Origin of the sequence: Duganella sp. CF458 (genome assembly GCF_900113115.1) — a bacterium.
Taxonomy (GTDB): domain Bacteria; phylum Pseudomonadota; class Gammaproteobacteria; order Burkholderiales; family Burkholderiaceae_D; genus Rugamonas.
Genome location: NZ_FOOF01000003.1, coordinates 73,354 through 93,446 on the forward strand (window position 1 = coordinate 73,354; position 20,093 = coordinate 93,446).

13 protein-coding genes are annotated in these 20,093 nt (G+C 63.7%); 2 read left to right on the top strand and 11 right to left on the bottom strand.

What is annotated here, in order from left to right; all coding sequences use genetic code 11:
- Position 1 precedes the first annotated feature (1 nt).
- The 6 genes from BM269_RS05585 to BM269_RS05610 are packed head-to-tail and all read right to left on the bottom strand — an operon-like array spanning position 2 to position 7,652.
- A complete protein-coding gene (locus BM269_RS05585) occupies positions 2-1,003 on the bottom strand; it encodes an AAA family ATPase (protein WP_090436040.1) in 1,002 nt (333 codons plus the stop codon).
- On the bottom strand, positions 1,000-1,620 hold the full coding sequence (locus tag BM269_RS05590) for a DUF4159 domain-containing protein (RefSeq protein WP_090436041.1): 621 nt from the start codon (positions 1,618-1,620) through the stop codon (positions 1,000-1,002). The genes BM269_RS05585 and BM269_RS05590 overlap by 4 nt, the downstream gene beginning before the upstream one ends.
- 3 nt (positions 1,621-1,623) lie before the next feature.
- On the bottom strand, positions 1,624-2,958 hold the full coding sequence (locus BM269_RS05595) for a TldD/PmbA family protein (RefSeq protein WP_090436042.1): 1,335 nt from the start codon (positions 2,956-2,958) through the stop codon (positions 1,624-1,626).
- 11 nt (positions 2,959-2,969) lie between these two features.
- Positions 2,970-4,607, bottom strand: coding sequence for a TldD/PmbA family protein (locus BM269_RS05600; RefSeq protein ID WP_090436043.1), 1,638 nt, complete (start codon positions 4,605-4,607; stop codon positions 2,970-2,972).
- 57 nt (positions 4,608-4,664) lie between these two features.
- Positions 4,665-6,002: a TldD/PmbA family protein gene (locus BM269_RS05605; RefSeq protein WP_090436044.1), complete on the bottom strand. Its 1,338-nt coding sequence runs from the start codon at positions 6,000-6,002 to the stop codon at positions 4,665-4,667.
- A 15-nt stretch (positions 6,003-6,017) separates the two neighbouring features.
- Positions 6,018-7,652: a TldD/PmbA family protein gene (locus BM269_RS05610; protein WP_090436045.1), complete on the bottom strand. Its 1,635-nt coding sequence runs from the start codon at positions 7,650-7,652 to the stop codon at positions 6,018-6,020.
- 305 nt (positions 7,653-7,957) lie between these two features.
- Between BM269_RS05610 and BM269_RS05615 the strand changes: the two genes are divergently transcribed.
- Together BM269_RS05615 and BM269_RS05620 are read left to right on the top strand one after the other, a co-directional pair.
- The gene (locus BM269_RS05615) at positions 7,958-8,773 is read left to right on the top strand and encodes a class I SAM-dependent methyltransferase (protein ID WP_090436046.1); all 816 of its coding nucleotides are present in this window, start codon (positions 7,958-7,960) and stop codon (positions 8,771-8,773) included.
- A 3-nt stretch (positions 8,774-8,776) separates the two neighbouring features.
- Complete coding sequence (locus BM269_RS05620) at positions 8,777-9,634, top strand: substrate-binding periplasmic protein (protein WP_090436047.1); 858 nt, start codon at positions 8,777-8,779, stop codon at positions 9,632-9,634.
- Between the two features lie 159 nt (positions 9,635-9,793).
- On the opposite strand, the gene BM269_RS05625 is transcribed toward BM269_RS05620, so the two are convergent.
- The 5 genes from BM269_RS05625 to BM269_RS05645 all read right to left on the bottom strand — a co-directional run bounded on the left by BM269_RS05625 (position 9,794) and on the right by BM269_RS05645 (position 20,009).
- The gene (locus tag BM269_RS05625; RefSeq protein ID WP_090436048.1) at positions 9,794-11,041 is read right to left on the bottom strand and encodes a sensor histidine kinase; all 1,248 of its coding nucleotides are present in this window, start codon (positions 11,039-11,041) and stop codon (positions 9,794-9,796) included.
- On the bottom strand, positions 11,034-12,728 hold the full coding sequence (locus BM269_RS05630) for a CheR family methyltransferase (protein WP_090436049.1): 1,695 nt from the start codon (positions 12,726-12,728) through the stop codon (positions 11,034-11,036). Before BM269_RS05630 ends, BM269_RS05625 begins: the two co-directional genes overlap by 8 nt.
- Positions 12,725-16,438, bottom strand: a complete 3,714-nt coding sequence (locus tag BM269_RS05635) for a response regulator (protein WP_090436050.1) — start codon at positions 16,436-16,438, stop codon at positions 12,725-12,727. The genes BM269_RS05630 and BM269_RS05635 overlap by 4 nt, the downstream gene beginning before the upstream one ends.
- Positions 16,439-16,557: 119 nt before the next feature.
- On the bottom strand, positions 16,558-18,165 hold the full coding sequence (locus BM269_RS05640; protein WP_090436284.1) for a serine hydrolase: 1,608 nt from the start codon (positions 18,163-18,165) through the stop codon (positions 16,558-16,560).
- Positions 18,166-18,167: 2 nt separating this feature from the next.
- Positions 18,168-20,009, bottom strand: a complete 1,842-nt coding sequence (locus tag BM269_RS05645) for a M1 family metallopeptidase (RefSeq protein WP_090436051.1) — start codon at positions 20,007-20,009, stop codon at positions 18,168-18,170.
- Positions 20,010-20,093: the final 84 nt, after the last annotated feature.

Below are 20,093 nucleotides of genomic sequence, written 5' to 3' on the forward strand. Positions count from 1 at the left end.
CTTACTCGGGCTTGATGGCGTCACGCAGGGATGCCAGGATGTCGGCAACCGCGATGCCGTCCGCTTCCGCCTCGAAATTGCGCAGCACGCGGTGCGCCAGCACCGGCAGCAGCATGTGGCCGATGTCTTCGCGCGTCACCGCCAGGCGGCCATGCATCAATGCACGCGCCTTGGAAGCCAGCACCAGCGCCTGGCCGGCACGCGGACCTGCGCCCCAGCCGACATGCTTCTTCACCGCCTCCACTGTCGTTTCGCGCGGACGTGTCGCACGCACCAGGCGGGTGGCATAGCGCAGCAGGTGATCGCCGATTTCGATATCGCGCACCAAGGCCTGCAAGCGCAGCAAAGCCTCCACATCCATCGCCGGCTCGGCATCTTTCAAGCCGGCGTGGGTGGTGGCGGACACCATCGCAATCTCTTCGTCTTCCGTCGGATAGCCGACATCGATGTGCAGCAGGAAACGGTCCAATTGCGCTTCGGGAAGCGGATAAGTACCCGCCTGCTCGATCGGATTCTGAGTCGCAAGCACGAAGAATGGGCGCGGCAGCTTGTGCGTCTGGCCGGCAAAGGTCACCGAACGCTCCTGCATCGCTTCCAGCAAGGCCGACTGGGTCTTTGGCGGCGCGCGGTTGATCTCGTCCGCCAGCAGCACTTGCGTGAACACCGGCCCTTGCTGGAAGCGGAACTCGCGCTTGCGCGTGGCGTGATCCTCTTCCAGGATCTCGGTGCCGACGATATCGGACGGCATCAGGTCCGGCGTGAACTGCACGCGGCGGAATTCCATGTCGGTGGCCTGCGCCAGCGACTTGACCAGCAGCGTCTTGCCCAGGCCGGGAACGCCTTCCACCAGCGCATGGCCGCCGGCCAGCAGGCAAATGACCAGCGAGTCGATCACTTCTTCCTGGCCGATGATGACGCGGCCCATGCTCGCCTTCAGTGCCTTTACCTTGGCGTGCAGCACGCCGATCTCGTTTTCGCTCCAGCCGCTTTCAGCCACGGTCATGCTCCCAACGCGTATTGAATGATATTGACTGCGAAGCGCGTGTTGTCGATTGCCAGCCAGCGCTTGTTGCGGAAGTCGTAGTCCCACTCGCAGCCATAGTCCTTGTTGCTATACAAAAGCCTGATGCGGCCGCCGAACTCCACGGCCTTCAGGTAGTCATGCACCAGGTCGTCGCCCCAGCCGTTCAGCTCCATTCCGGTATTCGGCGGCCCGTCGAATTTGAAGAAGGCGGAATACAGTGGATGGCTGTTGGGGATCTTGTGCAGTGCTTTCGTGCCGAAGATTTTCGCCACTTCCGCCTCGAACGATTTCGCGAACAGGCCGTCGATATCGTGGTTGCAGTCATCCACGAAGACGAAGCCGCCGCCCCGCACATAGCGCTCGAAGTTCTTGCGCTCGGCGGGCGTGAACTGCACCAGCTTATGACCGGCCAGGTAGCAGAACGGCGCCTCCAGCATCTTCGGGTCGGACAGCGCCACGATGCGTTCAACAGGATCAACTTTCAGGGTCGTGTATTCGACCAGGGAGTTGAGCACGTTGCTCGGCATGCGGATATCGACATCCCAATCGCCCGACTCGTAAGTCAGGCGGGTGAAATAGAAATCGTAGGCGGGCATTCCTTAAACCGCGTCGGACAGCGACGTGAAGTTGAAGTCGCGCACCTTCATGGCAGGAATCATCAGCTTGCGCGCATCGGTGTCGCCGATCAGCATCGGACGCCCCAGCTCATCAATGTTGTTCAGCATCGATACCGGGCTGTCGTTGAAGCGGAAGTTCTTGACCGGGTGCTTGATCTTGCCGTTCTCGATGTAGAAGGTGCCGTCGCGCGTCAGGCCGGTCAGCGCCACCGATTGCGGATCCACCATGCGGATATACCAGGTACGGGTCACCAGGATGCCCTTCTTGGTCGATGCAATCAGTTCCTCGGTCGACTTGGAGCCGCCCGCCATGATGATGTTGCCGGCAGGCGGAGTCGCTTCCTTGCGCTGCTTCTGCGCCCAGTAACGGTTGTAATCCAGCGAAGTGATGACGCCGCCCTTGATCAGGTCACGGCGCGCACGCGCCTGCATCGACCCCTGGTCCCAGGGCAGCACCGGCGCATTGGCGTCCCATGGATCGGTCCAGACATTGACCTGCTCGTCGAACAGCTTGTCGCCAAGGCGGTTGGCGCCGCCCTTCTTGGACAGGAAGCTGCGGCCTTCGTCGGCCGAGCGCGCGTCGAAGGCGTTGAACATGAAATTCAGCAGGTCGTTGGTAGCCGCAGGCTCCATCACCACCGTGTAACGGCCAGGCTCCAGCGCCTTGGCCTCCACCGACCGCAATGCTTTCTCAATTGCGATCTCGGAAGCCGCGCGCGGATCGAACGCTTTCGGATCGTAGGCAGCGCGATTGACCCAGCCCGAACCGCGGCCATCGTTGGTACGTGTGGTCACGGTGAAGTTCAGGCCACCCAGTTCCTGGAAGCCGAACACGCCGTTGGAGTTGGCGATGCAGTCGAAGCCGATGCTGTCGTTGAAGAAGCCCGCTGCCTGCAAGCCGGCCTTCTTCGCCGCATCGATGCTGGCGAATGCCACGTCGGCGCGGAAATCGGGATTGAATGCCTCGGCATTGCGGCTGAAGGTATTGCTGGCCTTGAAGTCCTGCTTGCCCACGGCCGGCACGAATTCCGGATTCTCCGGCGCCAGGCGCGCGATTTCCTCGGCGCGGCGCACGGCCGATTCCAGCGACTTGGCGTCGAACTGGTTGCAGGTGGCGGCCCCCTGCCTCTTGCCGAAAGCGACGCTGACCACCAGGGTCGTGTCTTCAATCTGGCCGGCGGTGGAAACACTATTGTTCGCGTAACGGACATTGCCCTTGCGGCTGCCGCTCAGGTTGACGCGGCACTCGTCGGCCTTGGACATGGCCATCACTTTGTCGCAGATGCTTTTTGCTTCGTCTTTGCTCAGGAGTTTCATGGTTCGCGTCCTTAGTCAATCTTGCGGGCAGTGTTGATCACATTGATGCCGTTGAAGCGGGTGGTCGAGGAACCGTGCGAAACGGCGCTGACCTGGCTTGGCTGGCCTTTGCCATCGAAGAACGAGCCGCCCATGCGCCAGTCGCGCTGGTCGCAGGTGGCGGAACAGGAGTTCCAGAACTCCTGGGTGTTCGACTGGTAGGCCACGTCGTTCAGCATCTGGCCGACCTTGCCGTCCTTGATCTCGTAGAACAGTTGGCCGCCGAACTGGAAGTTGTAGCGTTGCTGGTCGATCGAATAGGAGCCGCGGCCCAGGATGTAAATGCCCTTCTTCACGTCCTTGACCATATCGTCCACCGACAGCGGCTTCTTGCCGGCCTCCAGCGAGACGTTAGGCATGCGCTGGAACTGTACGCTGCTCCACGAATCGGCATACGAGCAGCCATGCGACTCCTTCTCGCCGATGATGTGCGCCTGGTCGCGCGTGGCCTGGTAGTTCACCAGGATGCCATTGCGGATCAGGTCCCATTTTTTCGACGCCACGCCTTCATCGTCGTAGCCCACATTGCCCAGCGATCCCGGCGTGGTCTTGTCGGCGACGATATTGACGATGTCGGAACCGTACTTGAAGTTCTTGCCTTTCCATTTATCCAGCGTGGCGAAGGAAGTGCCGGCGTAATTGGCCTCATAGCCCAGCACGCGGTCCAGCTCCGTCGCATGGCCGACGTTCTCGTGGATGGTCAGGAACAGGTGCTCCGGGCTCAGCACCAGGTCGTACTTGCCCGGTTCGACCGACTTGGCCGACAGCTTCTCGCGCGCTTGCCGGCCGGCCGCCTTGGCGTCTTCGATGATGTCGTAGCCGCCGTTGTACAGCGGGGTGACGCGCCCTGCCGCGCGCACCTTGTGCTCCGGCCTGGCGTCGAAGAATTCATAGCCCATGCCAGCCGGCGAGGACAGGCCGTCGCGGGTGCGGAACTTGCCGGTTGCCTTGTCCACCGCGGTGGCGGTGAACGGCGCCCACAGGCGGTGCACGTCCTGGTCGATATACGAACCGTCGGTCGAAGCAAAGTATTTCTGCTGGTTGACCTGGAACAGATTGGCGGTCATGAAGGATGCGCCGGCGTCCAGGCCCGCCTTGTTTGCGGCCAGCAGCATGTCGGCCTTTTCCTTGATCGGCACTTCGCGCCAATCCTTCCTGAAAGGCGTCTGCCACGCCACTTCGCCCACGCCTTTGACTGGCGCCAGTTGCACCGGCGCGGTTTGCAGGCGCGCGTTGGCGCGCGCAATGGACACCGCCTGGCGGGCGGCGTCGGCCACGGCGTCCACCGTCATCGCGTTGGTGGCGGCGAAACCGTAGGCGCCGTTGGCGATCACGCGCACGCCGACACCGGTCGACTCGGTATTGACGATGTTCTCGACGCGGGTATCGCGGGTGGTGATGAACTGGTTCAGGTAGCGGCCGATGCGCACGTCGCAGTAGCTGGCGCCGGCCTTGGTGGCGGCATTCAGCGCGGCGTCCGCCAGTTCTTTCTTGAACTTGCGCGCCATCGGGTTCATCAGGTCTTCGGCGGCGATGGCGTTGCCGAAGACGGGGACCAGCACGGTGCCGCCGGCGGCAGCGGCGACTTTCAGGAAGGATCTACGTTCCACGTTTACTCCAGAATCATGAGCGCCGCCGCGTGGAGGCGGCGGCGCGTTGGCAAGGCCTTAAACAGCGTCAGACAAAGAGGTGAAGTTGAAGTCCCGCACCTTCATGGCCGGAATCAGCAACTGGAATTGCGACTCGTCGCCGGCCAGCACTTCAGGGCGCCCCAGTTCTTCGATATTGTTCAACATCGTCACCGGGCTTTCATTGAAGCGGAAGTTCTTCACCGGGTGCTTGATCTTGCCGTTCTCGATGTAGAAAGTGCCATCGCGGGTCAGGCCGGTCAGCAACACGGTTTGCGGATCGACCATACGGATATACCAGGTACGGGTGACCAGGATGCCCTTCTTGGTCGACGCGATCAGCTCTTCGGTCGACTTGGAACCGCCGGCCATGATGATGTTGCCCGGTTGGCCGACAGCACGCTTGTCCTGCTTCTTGCCCCAGAACGGCGAATAGTTCAGCGAAGCGATCTTGCCGTTCTTGATGATGTCCATGCGCTCGCGCGCCAGCAAGGTCTGGTTATCCCAAGGCAGGACAGGGATATCCTTGTCCCATGGGTCGGCCCACACGTTCACCTGTTCGTCGAACAGCTTGTCGCCCATGCGGTTTCCGCCACCCTTCTTGGACAGGAAACTGCGGCCTTCGTCGGCCGAACGCGCATCGAAACCGTTGAACATGAAGGCCAGCAGGTCCGAAGTTGCGGCAGGTTCCAGGATCACCGTGTAGCGTCCCGGTTCCAGCGCTTTGGCCTCCGCCGAGCGGATCGCCTTTTCCATTGCCACTTCAGCCGCTGCGCGCGGATCGAAGCGTGCCACGTCCTGCGCATCGCGGCGCACCCAACCCGAACCACGGCCATCTTCGGTGCGCACGGTGCAGGTGAAATCGATGCCGGTCTGCGACTGGTGGCCGAACACGCCGCGCGAATTGGCGACAGTCTCAAACGAGGACTGGTCGGTAAAGAAGCCGGCAGCGACCAAGCCTTTTTTCTTACAGGCCTCGATGCTGTATGCCGCCACCTGCGCCCGGTACTCGGGGTTGATCGCGTCGGTCGACTTGCTGAAGGTATCGGAGACCTTGAACGCCTGCTTGTCCGGCGTCGGCATGAACTCCGGATTTTCCGGTGCCAGCTTGGCCAGTTCTTCGGCGCGCTGCACGGCTTTGGCCAGCGATTTGTCGTCGAACTCGTTGACTACGGCAGTGCCCTGCTTCTTGCCGAAGGCGACCGATACCGACAACTGGGTGTTCTCCACCAGGCCGGCGGTCGACACGGCATTGCGCGCATAGCGGATATTGCCGGTGCGGCTGCCGTTGATGGTGACGATGCATTCATCGGCTTTGCTGAGCGACATGACCTTGTCGGAGATGCGCTTGGTCTCTTCCTGATTCAGGATCTTCATGGTTGTCCTTTACGCTCAGCCGATCTTGCGGGCAGTGTTGATCACATTGATGCCGTTGAAGCGGGAGGTCGACGAACCGTGCGACACCGCGCTCACCTGCATCGGCTGGCCTTTGCCGTCGAAGAAGGAGCCGCCCATGCGCCAGTCGCGCTCATCGCACATGGCGGTGCAGGCGTTCCAGAACTCCTGGGTATTCGACTGGTACGCCACGTCTTCCAGCATCTGGCCGATCTTGCCGTCCTTGATCTCGTAGAACATCTGGCCGCCGAACTGGAAGTTGTAGCGCTGCTGGTCGATCGAGAAGGAACCGGCGCCCACGATGTAGATCCCCTTCTTCACGTCCTTCACCAGTTCGTCCGGGGTCAGCTTCTTCTTGCCGGCCTTGAGCGAAACGTTGGGCATGCGCTGGAACTGCACATTGCTCCACGAGTCCGCGTAGGAACAGCCATGCGATTCTTTTTCGCCGATGACCGCGGCCTGGTCGCGCGTGGCCTGGTAGTTGACCAGGATGCCGTCCTTGATGATGTCCCAATGCTTGCACTTGACGCCTTCGTCGTCATAGCCGACCGCGCCCAGCGAGCCCTGGATGGTCTTGTCGGCCTCGATGTTGACCAGGTCGGAGCCGTACTTGAATTTCTTCGACTGCTGCTTGTCCAACGTGGCGAAGGAAGTGCCGGCGAAGTTGGCCTCGTAGCCCAGCACGCGATCGAGTTCGGTCGGGTGGCCGACCGATTCGTGGATGGTCAGCCACATATGTTCCGGCGACAGCACCAGGTCGTACTTGCCCGGTTCGACCGACTTGGCGCGCAGCTTTTCCTTGGCCTGGCGGCCGGCGGCTTTGGCATCTTCAACCAGGTCGTAGGAGCGGTTGTACAGCGTGGCCACGCCGCCGGCTGCCTTGATCTTGTCTTCCTTGCGGCCATCCAGGTATTCGTAACCCATGCCGACCGGGGTGCCCAGGTCGGAGCGGCTGCGGAACTTGCCGGTCGACTTGTCGACGGCAGTGGCGAAGAACGGCACCCACAGGCGATGCAGGTCCTGGTCGATATAGGAACCGTCGGTGGAAGCGAAATATTTCTGCTGGTTGACCTGGAACAGCAAGGACTGGATGAAGGAAGCGCCGGCCTCCAGCGCGCCCTTGTTGGCGGTGATCAGCAGGTCGGCCTTCTCCTTGATCGGCACGGTGCGCCAGTCCTTCTTGATCGGGGTAGCCCACGCCACTTCGCCCACGCCCGGGGTCGGCGCCAGCTGCACGCCGGCCGCCTGCAGCTTGGAATTGGCCTTGGCGATGGCGACCGCCTGGCGCGCCGCACCGGCCACGCCATCCGGCGACATATCGCTGGTGGCGGCAAAGCCGTAAGCGCCGTTGGCGATCACGCGCACGCCGACGCCTGCCGACTCGGTATTGGTGACGTTCTCGATGTTCAGGTCACGGGTGGTGATGAACTGGTTCAGGTAGCGGCCGATGCGCACATCGCAGTAGCTGGCGCCGGCCTGGGTGGCCGCGGTCAGCGCGGTATCCGCCAGCATCTTCTTGAACTTCACTTCCACGGGCTTGATCAGCTCGTCGGTCGCAATGGCGCGGCCAAAAGGCATCATCATGGCAGCCATTGCACCGCCGCTCATGTTGAGGAATGCACGTCGTTCCATAGTCTCTCCAGGGTTATCGTTTTTACCTAAGACAGCTTGCAGGAGTCAAATCGTACGCAATTTTTATGCCATTGTGTAAAGCTTGTACAAAGCAGAAACAATTGCCGAAAAAATGGGGACGTACCCCATTTAATGGGCCTTCCTCTTTAAATGGGGTACGTCCCCATTTTTTCGGCAGTGTGTCCGGCCAGTGTCCGCACACCGTCCGCGCGGACACTTGACCGGGCGGCCGGCTTGCACGATCATCAAGGCCCGGGCGACCGGAGCCGCTGCGTCGCCTGCCCAACGAAAAAGGAGACTCCTGAATGAAACAGTACGTCCTGGCCGGCCTGCTGGCCGTCGGCTTTACCGGTTTTTCCGGCGTTGCACTGGCAGATCCTGCCTTGAAAGCTGCAATCTCGAGCCCGCACCGCAACGCGGACAACGTCAAGCGCGACCAATTCCGCCACCCTTACGAGACCCTGACCTTCTTCGGCATCAAGCCCAATATGACGGTGGTCGAACTGTCGCCGGGCGGCGGCTGGTACACCGAAATCCTGGCGCCTTACCTACGCGACCAGGGCAAGCTGATTACCGCCGGCGCCAGCCCGCAATCGGCCGATGAACGCGTGCGCAAGTCGGCCGAACGCTTCCAGGATTTCCTGGCCAAGCAACCGGGCCGCGACAAGGTGGTGCTGGGCGCCTTCGAACCGGGCAACGGCGTGTACACCTACGCGCCGAAGGGCAGCGCCGACATGGTGCTCACCTTCCGCAATATCCATAACTGGATCGGCACCGGCGACGAGAACATGAAGAAGCTGATGGCCAGTATTTACGACAGCCTGAAACCGGGCGGCGTGTTCGGCGTGGAGGAGCACCGCTTGCCGGCTGCCATGACCCAGGATGCCAAGGCCAGCTCCGGCTATATGCACGAAGCCTACGTGATCAAGATGGCCGAGCAGGCCGGCTTCAAGCTGGTGGCCAAGTCCGAAGTCAACGCCAATGCCAAGGACGATGCCAGCCACGAAAACGGCGTATGGGCGCTGCCGCCGACCTTCACCAACAAGGACAAGGACCGCGCCAAGTACGCCGCCATCGGCGAGAGCGACCGCATGACGCTGAAGTTCGTCAAGCCGCAGTAATCGGTGCCGGGAAAACTGCAACGCGCTGCCGCCGGCCTGCTGCTGGCGGCGGCAGCCACCCTGGCTAACGCCGGCGGCGCCGCCAACGCGCCGCTGATGCGCTTCATCCTGCCCTCGGTCACGCCCGGCTCGGAAGTACAGGTCACCTATTTCCACCTGCTGCTGCGCCTTGCGCTGGAAAAGACCGAAGGTCCCTTTTCCATCGAATTCTATCCGCACGAGCTGACCAGCCCGCGCCGCGCGCTGGAGCTCAAACGCAACGGCGTCATCAACATCATGTGGGATGGCACCAATGCCCAGCGCGAACGCGACCTGCTGCCGATCCGCATATCGCTGGTGCGCGACTTGAACGATTACCGCGTCTTCATGATCCGCAAGGAAGATGAAGCGCGCTTCCGCGAGATGCATACCCTGGACGAGCTGCGCAAGCTCACTGCCGGCGCGGGCCTCAACTGGCCTTCGGTGGACGTGCTGCGCCACAATGGCCTGCCGGTTGAAACAACGGTCAATTACAGCTCCCTGTTCCCCATGTTGAAAGCAAAGCGTTTCGACTACATGCCGCGCGGCGTGCACGAAGCGTGGGCGGAGGAGCAGGTATACGGCAAGGAGGGATTGATGGTGGAACCGACCATCTTCCTGCACTACCGCGTGCCGTTCTACTTCTTCGTCAACAAGGACAACAAGGCGATGGCACAGCGGGTGGAGAGAGGGTTGAAACTTGCGCAAGCCGATGGCAGTTTTGACAAGCTTCTGAATGGTTACCCGGCTTTTCGGCGCGCGCTGGGGGAGATCGCGGCACGCAAGCGCAAGGTATTCGAGCTGGAACTTCCTAACGGGACTGCAGGCGGCTCATCAAGGTAACGAAGCCATAGCCGGCAACGAAAAGGCCGCCCAAAACGACGGCAATTGAAACGATCAAACTAGTCATTCATTCTCCCATGGTCACATACCAGTCGCTATTATGCTGCATACGCACATGAAATAGCCTCACGAAATCTCACCGTTTTTGTATTAAATTTGTCAGGCACGCGCCAGGTCCGGCGGCGCCACCTGCGGCAACTGGAGGGTGAACACGCAGCCGCCATCCGCGCCGGCCGCCGCCTCGATGCTGCCGCCCAGCAGGCCGGTGACCAGGTTGTAGCAAATGTTCATCCCCAGGCCGCTGCCGCCCTTGCCCAGCCGTGTGGTGAAAAAGGGGTCGAACACGTGCTGGCGCACCTCGTCGCTCATGCCGACACCATCGTCGCTGTACACCAGACAGATCGCGGCGCCTTCGCGCCAGGCGCGCAGCCGCATGCTGCCTTGCGCACGGCCGTGGAACCCATGCAGCACCGAGTTGTTGATCAAGTTCGACACGATCTGGTCGATCGGTCCCGGATAGCTGTCCATCCACAGGCCGGGCGGGATGTCCACTTCAACCTGGTAGGGCGTCTTGCGCAGCGTGGCGTTCATCAACTGCACCACCCCGCCGATGATTTCGCCCAGCTCGAAGTTGCGCCGCTGCGAGCTGGTATGGTCGACCGCCACCTGCTTGAAGTTCGCCACCAGGTCTGCCGCCCGGCGCAGGCCGCGCAGCATCAACTGGCTGGCCGTGCGCGACACCTTCAGGTATTCGTCCAGCTGCGAGCGCTTGAGCGAAGTGTGCGTGCTGAGGGCGCGTTCGAAGTTGACCACGTTGTCTTCCAGCGTGGAGGCGACCGTCATGCAATTGCCGATCGGCGTGTTCAGTTCGTGCGCCACGGCCGCCACGATGGCGCCCAGCGCCGCCAGTTTTTCCGACTGCACCAGCTTGTCCTGCGCCATGTGCAGGCGCTGCAAGGTATCCGACAGCTGCTGGTTGGACGCTTCCAGGTCGTGGGTCCGGCGCTGCAGCGCCAGCTCGCGCTCTTGCAGGTGCTGGTACTGGCGCACGCGGTTCAGCAGCAGGTTGTCGTCCAGCGGCTTGACCAGGTAGTCCACCGCGCCCAAGGCGTAGCCGCGCCCGATGAATTCGTCGCCCATGAAGATGCCGGTGATGAACACCACTGGAATGGTGCGGGTGCGCTCGGCCATCTGCAGGTGGCGCGCCGTCTCGAAGCCGTCCATGCCCGGCATGTGCACATCGAGCAGCACCAGGTGGACGTCCTGCTGCATGATCAGCAGCAACGTCTCCTCGCCGGAACCCGCCTCCAGCACACGGCAGTTCGGCAGGCGCCCCAGCAGCGCGGCCAGCGACACCCGGTTGCTGGCATTGTCGTCCACCACCAGCACATTGAATTTATCAATCATGCAATGCCCCTCCGCGCCGGTAGATGTAGCTGCCGGCCTCAAACGGCACGAAACCCAGTTCCAACGCCATCATATTAAGCCCATCCTGGGGACCCAGTACCAGGAAGCCGTCCACGTGCAGCGAGCGGGCGAAGCGCTGCAGCACCTTGCGCTGCAGTTCGGCATCGAAGTAGATCAGCACATTGCGGCACAGGATCAGCTGGAACTCGTTGAAAACGCCCTCCCCCGTCAACGAATGGCGGTGGAATAACACCCGCAGGCGCAAGTGTTCCGGCACGCGCAGGAAGCCGGGGCCCTGCACCAGATAGGCGTCGGCTGCCGCGCCGCCGCCCGCCGCCAGGTAGTTGCGGCGGTTCTGTTCCAAGCCGGCCTGGGGAAACAGCCCGCTCTTGGCCAGGTCCAGCAGGTAGGCGCTGATGTCGGTGGCGAACAGGTGGCTGCGTTCCAGCAGTCCAAGTTCTTCCAGCATGATGGCCAGCGAATACGCTTCCTCGCCGGTGGAGCATCCAGCCGACCAGAGCTTGATCATCGGGAAGCTGGCCAGGTAGGGCAGGATCTCTTCGCGCAGCAAGCGCAGTTGCTCCGGATGGCGGAAGAAGCTGGTCACGCCCACCGGCAGCTCGGACACCAGGCGCTCGAACAGGGCGGCGTCCGACAACACCGCGCGCTGGAAGGCGCCGAAGCCATCGAAGCCGAACTGGCGCAGCAGTACCGCAAAACGGCGCTGCAGGCTGTCGCGCTGGTAGTTGCGAAAGTCGTAGCCGCACTGGTGCGCCACCGCGTCGAGGAACAACTCCAGCAACGGCCCCTGCGCCGCCGCGTCGCCGGCCACGCTGGCAGCGGCCACGCTGGCAATGGCGCGCAGGTTCATCACGTAGTCGTAATGCCCGGCATCGCGCGCGGCGTCCGGCATGGCGCGTGCCCCCTCGCATTCGCTGCCCTCTTCCACGATCACGGTGCCCCCGGCGGCGCGCACCGCAGCGCAACCGGCCACCCCGTCGCACCCGTAGCCGCACAGCAGGACCGCCAGCGTGCCGGCACCGTATTCGCCGGCCAGCGAGTCGAGCAGCGCATCGATCGAAGGCCGCGAAAACTGCACCTTGCGGTCGCACGTCAGGTAGACCAGGCCGTGCGCCACCTTCATGTGAAATCCTGGCGGCGCCACGTACAGCGTGCCCGCCCGCACCGGCGCCATATGCTGCGGCATCACCACTTCGTAGCAGGTGCGCACCTTGAGCAACTGGTCCAGCAGGTTGACCTGCGTTTCTTCCACATGCTGCAGAACGAACACGGCCACGTCGGACAAGGGCAACGCCGCCACGATGTGCAGGATCTTGTCCAGGCTTTGCGCGGAGCCCGCCAGCGCCAGCGCGCGGCAGGGCGCGGGCGCCGCCTGCGCCGGCCGGTTGGCGACCTGGCGCACCGGCAGTCCAAGCCGCATCAGGCTGTGCGCCAGCAGCGCATGGTAGGCCACGATGCGCAGCGCCTGCCCTGCCGCCAGGCGACCCGCCAGCAGCTCGACCGCATCGCGCGGCAGCGTATCGGCATCGTAGAAACTCACTTCGACCAGGCCGGCCGTGCCGGCTTCATCGAGCGCCTGCGCCAGCTCCTGCGCGCCGGCGCCGTCGACCCGTCCCAGCACGGCAATGCCGCGTTGCGCACCGCGGCTATGCAGGGTCACGCTCATGCCTGCCGCCCGCCGCACCAGCGCGCGGCCTTGGCCACCAGCACATCGTAATCAACCGGCTTGGCCAGGTAATCGTCGGCGCCGGCGGCCATGGCGTCGGCCTGGTCCGACGGCGCCGCCTTGGCCGTCAGCGCCAGCACCGGCACATCGGCCAGGGCCGGCGTTGCGCGCATGGCGGCGATGGCCTGGAAGCCGTCCATTTCCGGCATCATGATATCCATCAGCACCAGGTCGACCACCTGGCCGGCGAGGAACTCCAGCGCGCGTTTGCCGTTGACGGCCTGGCTGACGCGCGCGCCATGGCGCTCCAGGGCCGCCGTGAGGACGAACAGGTTGCGCGGGTCGTCGTCCACCAGCAGCAGGTGGCGCCCGTCCAGCGCCCGCCCGCTGGACGCTCCCGGCGGCGCTGCGCCCGGCGCATCGCCCCGCTCCTGCGGCACCCGGCGCAGGAACCGTTCCACGTTTTCCAGCAGGCGCCGCTCGCTGTGCGGCGTCTTCACGATCACGCATTCCGAGTACTGGGCGAGGCGGTGCGACTGCTCGTCGTTCGGCGTGCAGCTGGCGTAGAACACCAGCGCCAGTCCCGGCGATGCCGCGCGCAGACGCCGCGCCAGCGCCAGGCTTTCATCCAGCGGCGAATCACCCGGGTCGCCCAGGTCTATCACGGCCAGGCGGCAACCGTGGCGCTGCAGCATGTCCTCCAATGGGCTGCCGGCGTCGGCCGACAGCACCGGGCCGCGCTGCGGGCCGACGATGGCGGCCACTTCCTGCGCCGTGATGCCGCCGTTCTCCAATACCAGCATGGCGCTGCCCTGGGCGCGCGCCAACGCCTCCAGCAAACCCGCTTCCGCCGCCGCCAAGCGCTGGTCGTCGGCCGGCTTTTGCAGGAAGCCGATGGCGCCTTGCTGCAGCAAGGCGCCATCGCGGTCGCGGGCGGAAACGATATGCACCGGGATGTGCGACAACGCGCGCGCGCTCTTGATCTCGTGCAGTACGCGGCCGCCATCCATATCCGGCAGGCCCAGGTCGAGCAGGATGCCGTGCGGTGTATGCTGGCGCGCCAGCTTCAGGCCCTCTTCGCCGCTGTGGGCCAGCAGGGTCTTGTATCCCAGGCGGCGGTTCATCAGCAGCAGCGAACGGCAGAACACCGGATCGTCGTCGATCAGCAGGATCACACGGTCATCCGGCAGAAGGTGGGCGCGGTCATCGGCCGGCACCTCCGGAGCAGCGCTTGCCGCCGGCGCAGCAGCAGCGGGCAGCGGTAGCGGCGCCTCGGCCGGCGCGGCCAGCAGCTGCGGCAGCAGCACGCGGAAGGTACTGCCTTCTCCGGGCGTACTGTCGACTTCAATGGTCCCGCCCAACATTTGTGCAAAACGCAGGCTGATGGTCAGGCCCAGGCCGGTGCCGCCGAATTCGCGCGAAGTGGAGCCATCGCCCTGCTGGAAGGCCTCGAAGATCACGGCCAGCTTGTCGTGCGCGATGCCGATGCCGGAGTCGCGCACCGACAGGCAGATCGGCAGCAATGCGTCGTCGCGCCGCCCGATGCGGAAGACGATGCCGCCCGCGCGCGTGAACTTGACTGCGTTGGCCAGCAGGTTGCGCAGGATCTGCGACAGCTTGTCCCAATCGGTGACGAACTCGCCCTGCAGCGCGTCCTCCAGTTCCAGCGTCAGCCCCTTGTCGCGCGCCAGGTGTTCAAACATGCTTTGCAGCTCGGTGCAAACGGCGGCCCCGCTGACGCTGCCCGCATGCAGCTCCATATGGCCCGCTTCGACTTTCGACAGGTCGAGCACGTCGTTGATCAGCCGCAGCAGCTCCTGCCCCGAACGATGGATCACTTGCGCCCACTTGGCCGCCTCGCCTTCCAGCTTGCCCTCCTCGTCGCTCAGCATCATCTTCGACAGCAGGATGATGGAATTGAGCGGGGTGCGCAGCTCGTGCGACATATTCGACAGGAATTCCGACTTGTACTGGCTGGACAGCTTGAGCTGGTGCGACTTGGCTTCCTCCTGCCGCCGCGCCTCCTGCAGCTGTTCGTTCTGCATGCGCATCTGGTCGCCCTGCTGCTCCAGCTGGGAATTCGACTGACGCAGCTCCTCCGCCTGCTGCTGCATCTGCTGCTGCTGCTCCTCCATTTGCGCGTTGCTTTGCTGCAGTTCTTCGGCCTGCTGCTGCAGTTGCTGCTGCTGCTCCTCCATCTGGGCGTTGATGCTGCGCAGCTGATCGCTTTGCATGCGCATCTCCTGCTCCGAGGCCTCGCTAGCCGCCAGCAGCCGGCGAATATGCACCCGCTGTTCGGCCACGTACAGCAAGGAAGCGATCATGCCCGTCACGCTGGAGAGGAACTCCAGCTTGCGCTCGTCGAAACGCTCATGGCTGGCCAGTTCCACCACGCCGACCAGGTCGCGCTCATGCAGCAAGGGCCAGGTATAGGTATAGCGCGGCGCCGCACTGCTGGTGCCGGTGGTGATGGGCGGCGCCGGCTCGCCGGGCGCCAGGGCCAGCACGATCGGCTTGCGTTCGCGCGCCACCTGCCCGACCGCGCCCTGGCCCAAGGCAAAGCGCGCACCGACGTTGTCGCGCTCCGTATACATATAGCTGCCGACCAGTTCCAGCTGCTGCTCGCGCTCATTGAGCAGGTAGAACACGCCGCGCCCGGCATCGAGGTAGCGGCCCAGCATGCTGATCGCCGCCTCGGCCAGTTCGCCGGTGGTCAGGTCGCCCGTCAGCGCGGTGCCAAGCTGGCTGGCGCCATCCTTCAGCCAGTTGCGGCGCTCGTCTTCCGCCCTGCCGCTGCGCAGCATGCGGATCATGTCGTTGATGGCGTGTCCCAGCCTGTCCTGCGCCGATGCCAGCGGCACTTCATCCTGCAGGTTGCCGCGCCCGATTTCCTCGGCACGTGCCGCCAGCCGCTCCATGGTATCGCGCATGGTGGCGATGCGCGCCATCATGCTGTCCGTATCGCCCGTGCGCAGCACCACCTGGCCGGACAAGTCGCCGGCCGCCAGTTGTGAGGCGATGGCGGCCGCTTTGTCCGGCTCCCCGCCCAGCTGGCCGATCACCGAGCGCGAAGTGTAGTAACCGAGCGCACCGATGGCCGCCAGGATGATGCCGCCCGCCGCCAGCGTGATGTACAGCGCCTCGCGTTTGATCTCCTCCGCGGCACGGGTCTGCTCGGTCGCCACCTGCGCGTTGTAGGCAATATGCCCCGTCACCAGGCGGGTCACCTGGTCCGACAGCGGTTCCATGTCCTGCATCAGCTCACGTGCCTGCGGCAGCGCGCCGCGCCGCAGGGCCGACAGCACGCCGTCGGCCTGCGACTCGTAGCGGGCCCACACTACTTTCTCTTGTTCGAGGAAGGACTTGTCCTTGTTGTCGGCGAAGCAGTCTGCGCCCAGGCAGCCGTCCGTCTCATAACGGTTGATGGCGTCACGTACGGCATTGCGCTGGATGTCGATCTGCTTGTCCAGGCGCGCGGCGGCGGCGGCATCGGCCGCCTGCAGGCGGCGCTCCAGGCTTATGCCCAGCTGCAGGAAGCTGCGGCGCAGGCTGTCGAGCATGATCAGGCTGGGCACCGCGTTGACGTTGGCATTGTTGGCGCCGTCGTACACGCGCTCCATCTGCTGGCGGCCCAGCGCAGTCAGGGTGAGCAGGCCAAGCAGCGCGGTCGCTGTCAGCAACGCCATCTTCATCGCCACCGTTCGCAGCATAGCGCCTCCCTGTTGGACTCACCGCGGCAGCTTTCATTTTGCCCAAAAACCCAGCCGTTGGGTGCGTTCTATCAAACAAGGGAGGCTGCCACGCGACACAGTTGCCGCGTGGAAACTACTTACGGTTTCTTTGCCGGGGTGAATGACAGGTCGGCAAAGTCATAGCTGAAATCGGTCTCGGTGGAGACCGGTGCCATCTTCATCTGCTCGATCGAGCCGTCCGGATTCAGCGCGAACGTCACGTAGGCGTCCGCGTTGAAATTGCGCTCCTTCCAGCGCACGATGAAGGTATCGTGCTGAAAGTGTTCCAGCGTGCCGCTCAGGTCCGGCGTGCGGCTGAAGGACATCAGCTGCTTGCCGCCCTCCTGCCTGATGCTCACCGTGCCATACCAGGCATCGTTGTAGTCGCCGTTGTAAGACGCCAGCGGCAGCGAAGGCTTGGATCGCGCCGCGCGGGCTGCCGTCAGCTTGCCCTGGCGCGCCAGCTCCTCCTTGTGCATTTCCGCTTCCTGCTCGGCATAGAGCCTGATCCAGTCGGTCGGCGCCACGCCCATGTAGTTGTCCAGGATGCGCCATTGCAGCGCCGTCATGGCCGGGCCGTTTTCCGCGTTGGTGAAGATGGCCACGCCCAGCTTTTCTTCCGGCACCATCAAGATGCGCGAGTAGAAGCCTTGCAGCGCGCCGCCGTGCATGGCGACCTTGCGGCCGCGGTAATCGCGCAGCTGGAATCCCAGGCCATACGCCGCGAAATTCGGCTTGGTGGCCGCCAGCGGCGGTTTCGGTTCGCTGAACGTCATCGGCGTCTGCTGGCTCCACATTTCGCGCGCCTGCTTGACGCTGAACAGCTGCTTGCCGTCCTCCATCTTGCCTTCGTCGAGCAGCACCTGCATCCACTTGGCGATATCTTCGGCATTGGTCTGGATACCGACTGCGCCCACCGCGTTCTGTACCGGCATCGGCTTGACCGCGGCGGCCTTGCCGTTGATCTTGCTGTGCGGCGCAGAGTAGTCCGCCGTCTTCAGCATCTCGTCGACATTGGTGGTGGTGCTGTTCATGCCCAGCGGCGCCAGGATGCGTTCGCGGGTGGTCTCTTCCCAGCTCTTGCCGGATTTCTGCGCGATGATCTTGCCGGCCACGATATACAGCAGGTTGTCGTAGGCGTACCTGCCGCGGAAACTGGTGGCCAGCTTGACATGGCGCAGGCGTTCGATGATTTCATCGGTGCTGAAGGTGGTGGTCGGCCACCAAAGCAGGTCGCCGGCACCGAGACCCAGGCCGCTGCGGTGCACCAGCAGGTCGCGCACGGTCATGGCGTGGGTCACGTAGGCGTCGGCCATCTGGAAGCTCGGCAGGTGCCTGGTGACCGGGTCGTCCCAGCCAAGCTTGCCGTCATCCACCAGTTGCGCCAGGCCGGCGGCGGTAAACGCCTTGGAGTTCGAGGCGATCTCGAACAAAGTCTTGCCCGTCACCGGCGCCGGGTTGCCCAGCCTGCGCACGCCAAAGCCCTTGGTGGCCACTACCTTGCCGTCCTTGACGATGGCGATGGCAATGCCCGGCACGTCGAAGGTTTTCAGCGCCAGGTTGACGTCGCGGTCAAGGTCGAAAGCCGGCGCAGTGGCGGCGGCGGCCACCGTGCCCTCCGGCGCAGCACTGGCCGGGGCATTGATGACGGCGCCGGCCGCGAAGGCCAGCATGAGCAGGGTGGCGAGCGGTTTCTTCAGCAGCATGGTCATTTCTTCAGCAGTTTATCGACAGAGCCCTGGGTCTCAGGATGGTAGCGCGAGCGCGCCTTGGCATACACGCCCCTGGCCCACGATGCTTCGTTCGGGTTGTTCAGCAGCGCCTTGTACAGCGGGACCACGAACTTCTGGCGACCCACGCTCATGAGGAAGGCATGCAACGGCTCGCGCACGCCGTAGCCGGCATGCACGGACGCCAACAGGAAGCGGAAGCCGATTTCATTGTTCCTGGTGTCGCGCAACTTGAAGGCTTCATCGAGTTCCTTCATCTGCGCGGCATTGGCCTTGGCGTCGATGCCGTTCAGGAAATGCATCCATTCCAGCGCGACCCACTGCTGCGTCTCCAGCAGGCTGGTCGCCAGTTCGCCTTTCAACCAGGCTTCACGCTTGGCATCCAGCGCTGCCAGGCGCGCCGAATTCACGTACTGCGCGCTGGCCGGAATGCCGCTGCCGTGCAGCCATTCGTCCAGCTCCGCCTCGCCCATGATGGCGGGATTCTTCGCCAGCAGATTCCTGCGCAAGTAGTCGACGAATTCGCCGGTGGTCGCCGACTGGAAAGCGTGCTGGTCGAACCAGCCGCGCAGGAAAGGATCGAACACTTCACGGCCGGCGCGCTGCTCCAGCGTGTGCAGCAGCCAGGCGCCTTTGGGATAAGCCAGGCCCTCGTCGGTGTAGCTGTCAGGGCTGGTGTCGGCATCCTTGGTCAGCAAGGCTTGCTTGGCGGGCGGAATATCCTTCAACGAAGCGATGGCTTCGGCCTGTTCCACTTGCAGGTTCATGTCGGCCACTTCCTTGCCGTACAGGCTCTCCACAATGCGGGTGGTGACGTAGGTGGTAAAGCCTTCGTTCAGCCACCAATGCTTCCACGACGCGTTGGTGACCAGGTTGCCGGACCAGCTATGCGCCAGCTCGTGCGCGATCAGGTCGTTCAAGCTGCGATCGCCCGCGATCATGGTCGGGGTCAGGAAGGTCATGCGCGGGTTTTCCATGCCGCCGATCGGGAACGATGGCGGCAGCACCAGCATGTCGTAACGCCCCCAGCGATAAGGGCCGAACAGGGCTTCGGCCGCGTTCACCATTTTCTCGGTGTCGGCCAGTTCGTAGGCTGCCGCTTCGATGCGGCCAGGTTCCGCATACACCGCGGTGCGCGGGCCCAGGTTGCGCAGTTCGATCTCGCCGATGGCAATGGCCAGCAGGTAGGACGGTATCGGCTGCGGCATCTTGAAGTTCCAGCCGCCCTTGCCGGTGGCGTGCTGGTCGCCTTCCGCGCTCATCACCACGCGCATGCCGGCCGGCGCGTTGATGTGGGCGCTGTAGGTGAAGCGCACTGCCGGCGTATCCTGCACCGGCGCCCAGGAACGCGCCTCGATCGGCTCCGACTGGCTGAACATGAACGGGCGCTTGCCGGACAGCGTCTGCTCCGGATTCATCCACTGCAGTGCATTGGCGGTCGGCGCGGTGCGGTAATAGACGCGCACTTTGTCAGGCTGCGATTGGAGGGCGATGCGCAGGGCGCGGCCCTTCTTCGGGTCCTGCTTGTCGAGCATGAAGGAAGCCGGCGCCCAGTTGCCGTCCGGCTGCCGCACCTGCACGCGCGCGATCTTCAATTGGCGCGTGTCGAGGACCAGGGTGCGGGCCGACTTGTCGATCCAGTTCAGCGACAGTTCCGCATAACCGTCGAGTGTCTTGCGCGCGAAATCGGCTTTCAGGTCCAGGTGCAAGTCGGTCGTGCGCACCTGGTCATAGCGTGCAAAGCTCAGCGGATCTTGCGCCCATGCAGGCAACGCAAACGCAGCCACCACAGCGGCAGCAGGCAAGGACAGTCGGAACATGGCATCTCTCTGTTGTTACAAGCGCGCAGAGGATAGCACACCTAAAGTCGGGGTCAGCTCTGGCAATCGGACATTTGCCCTGCG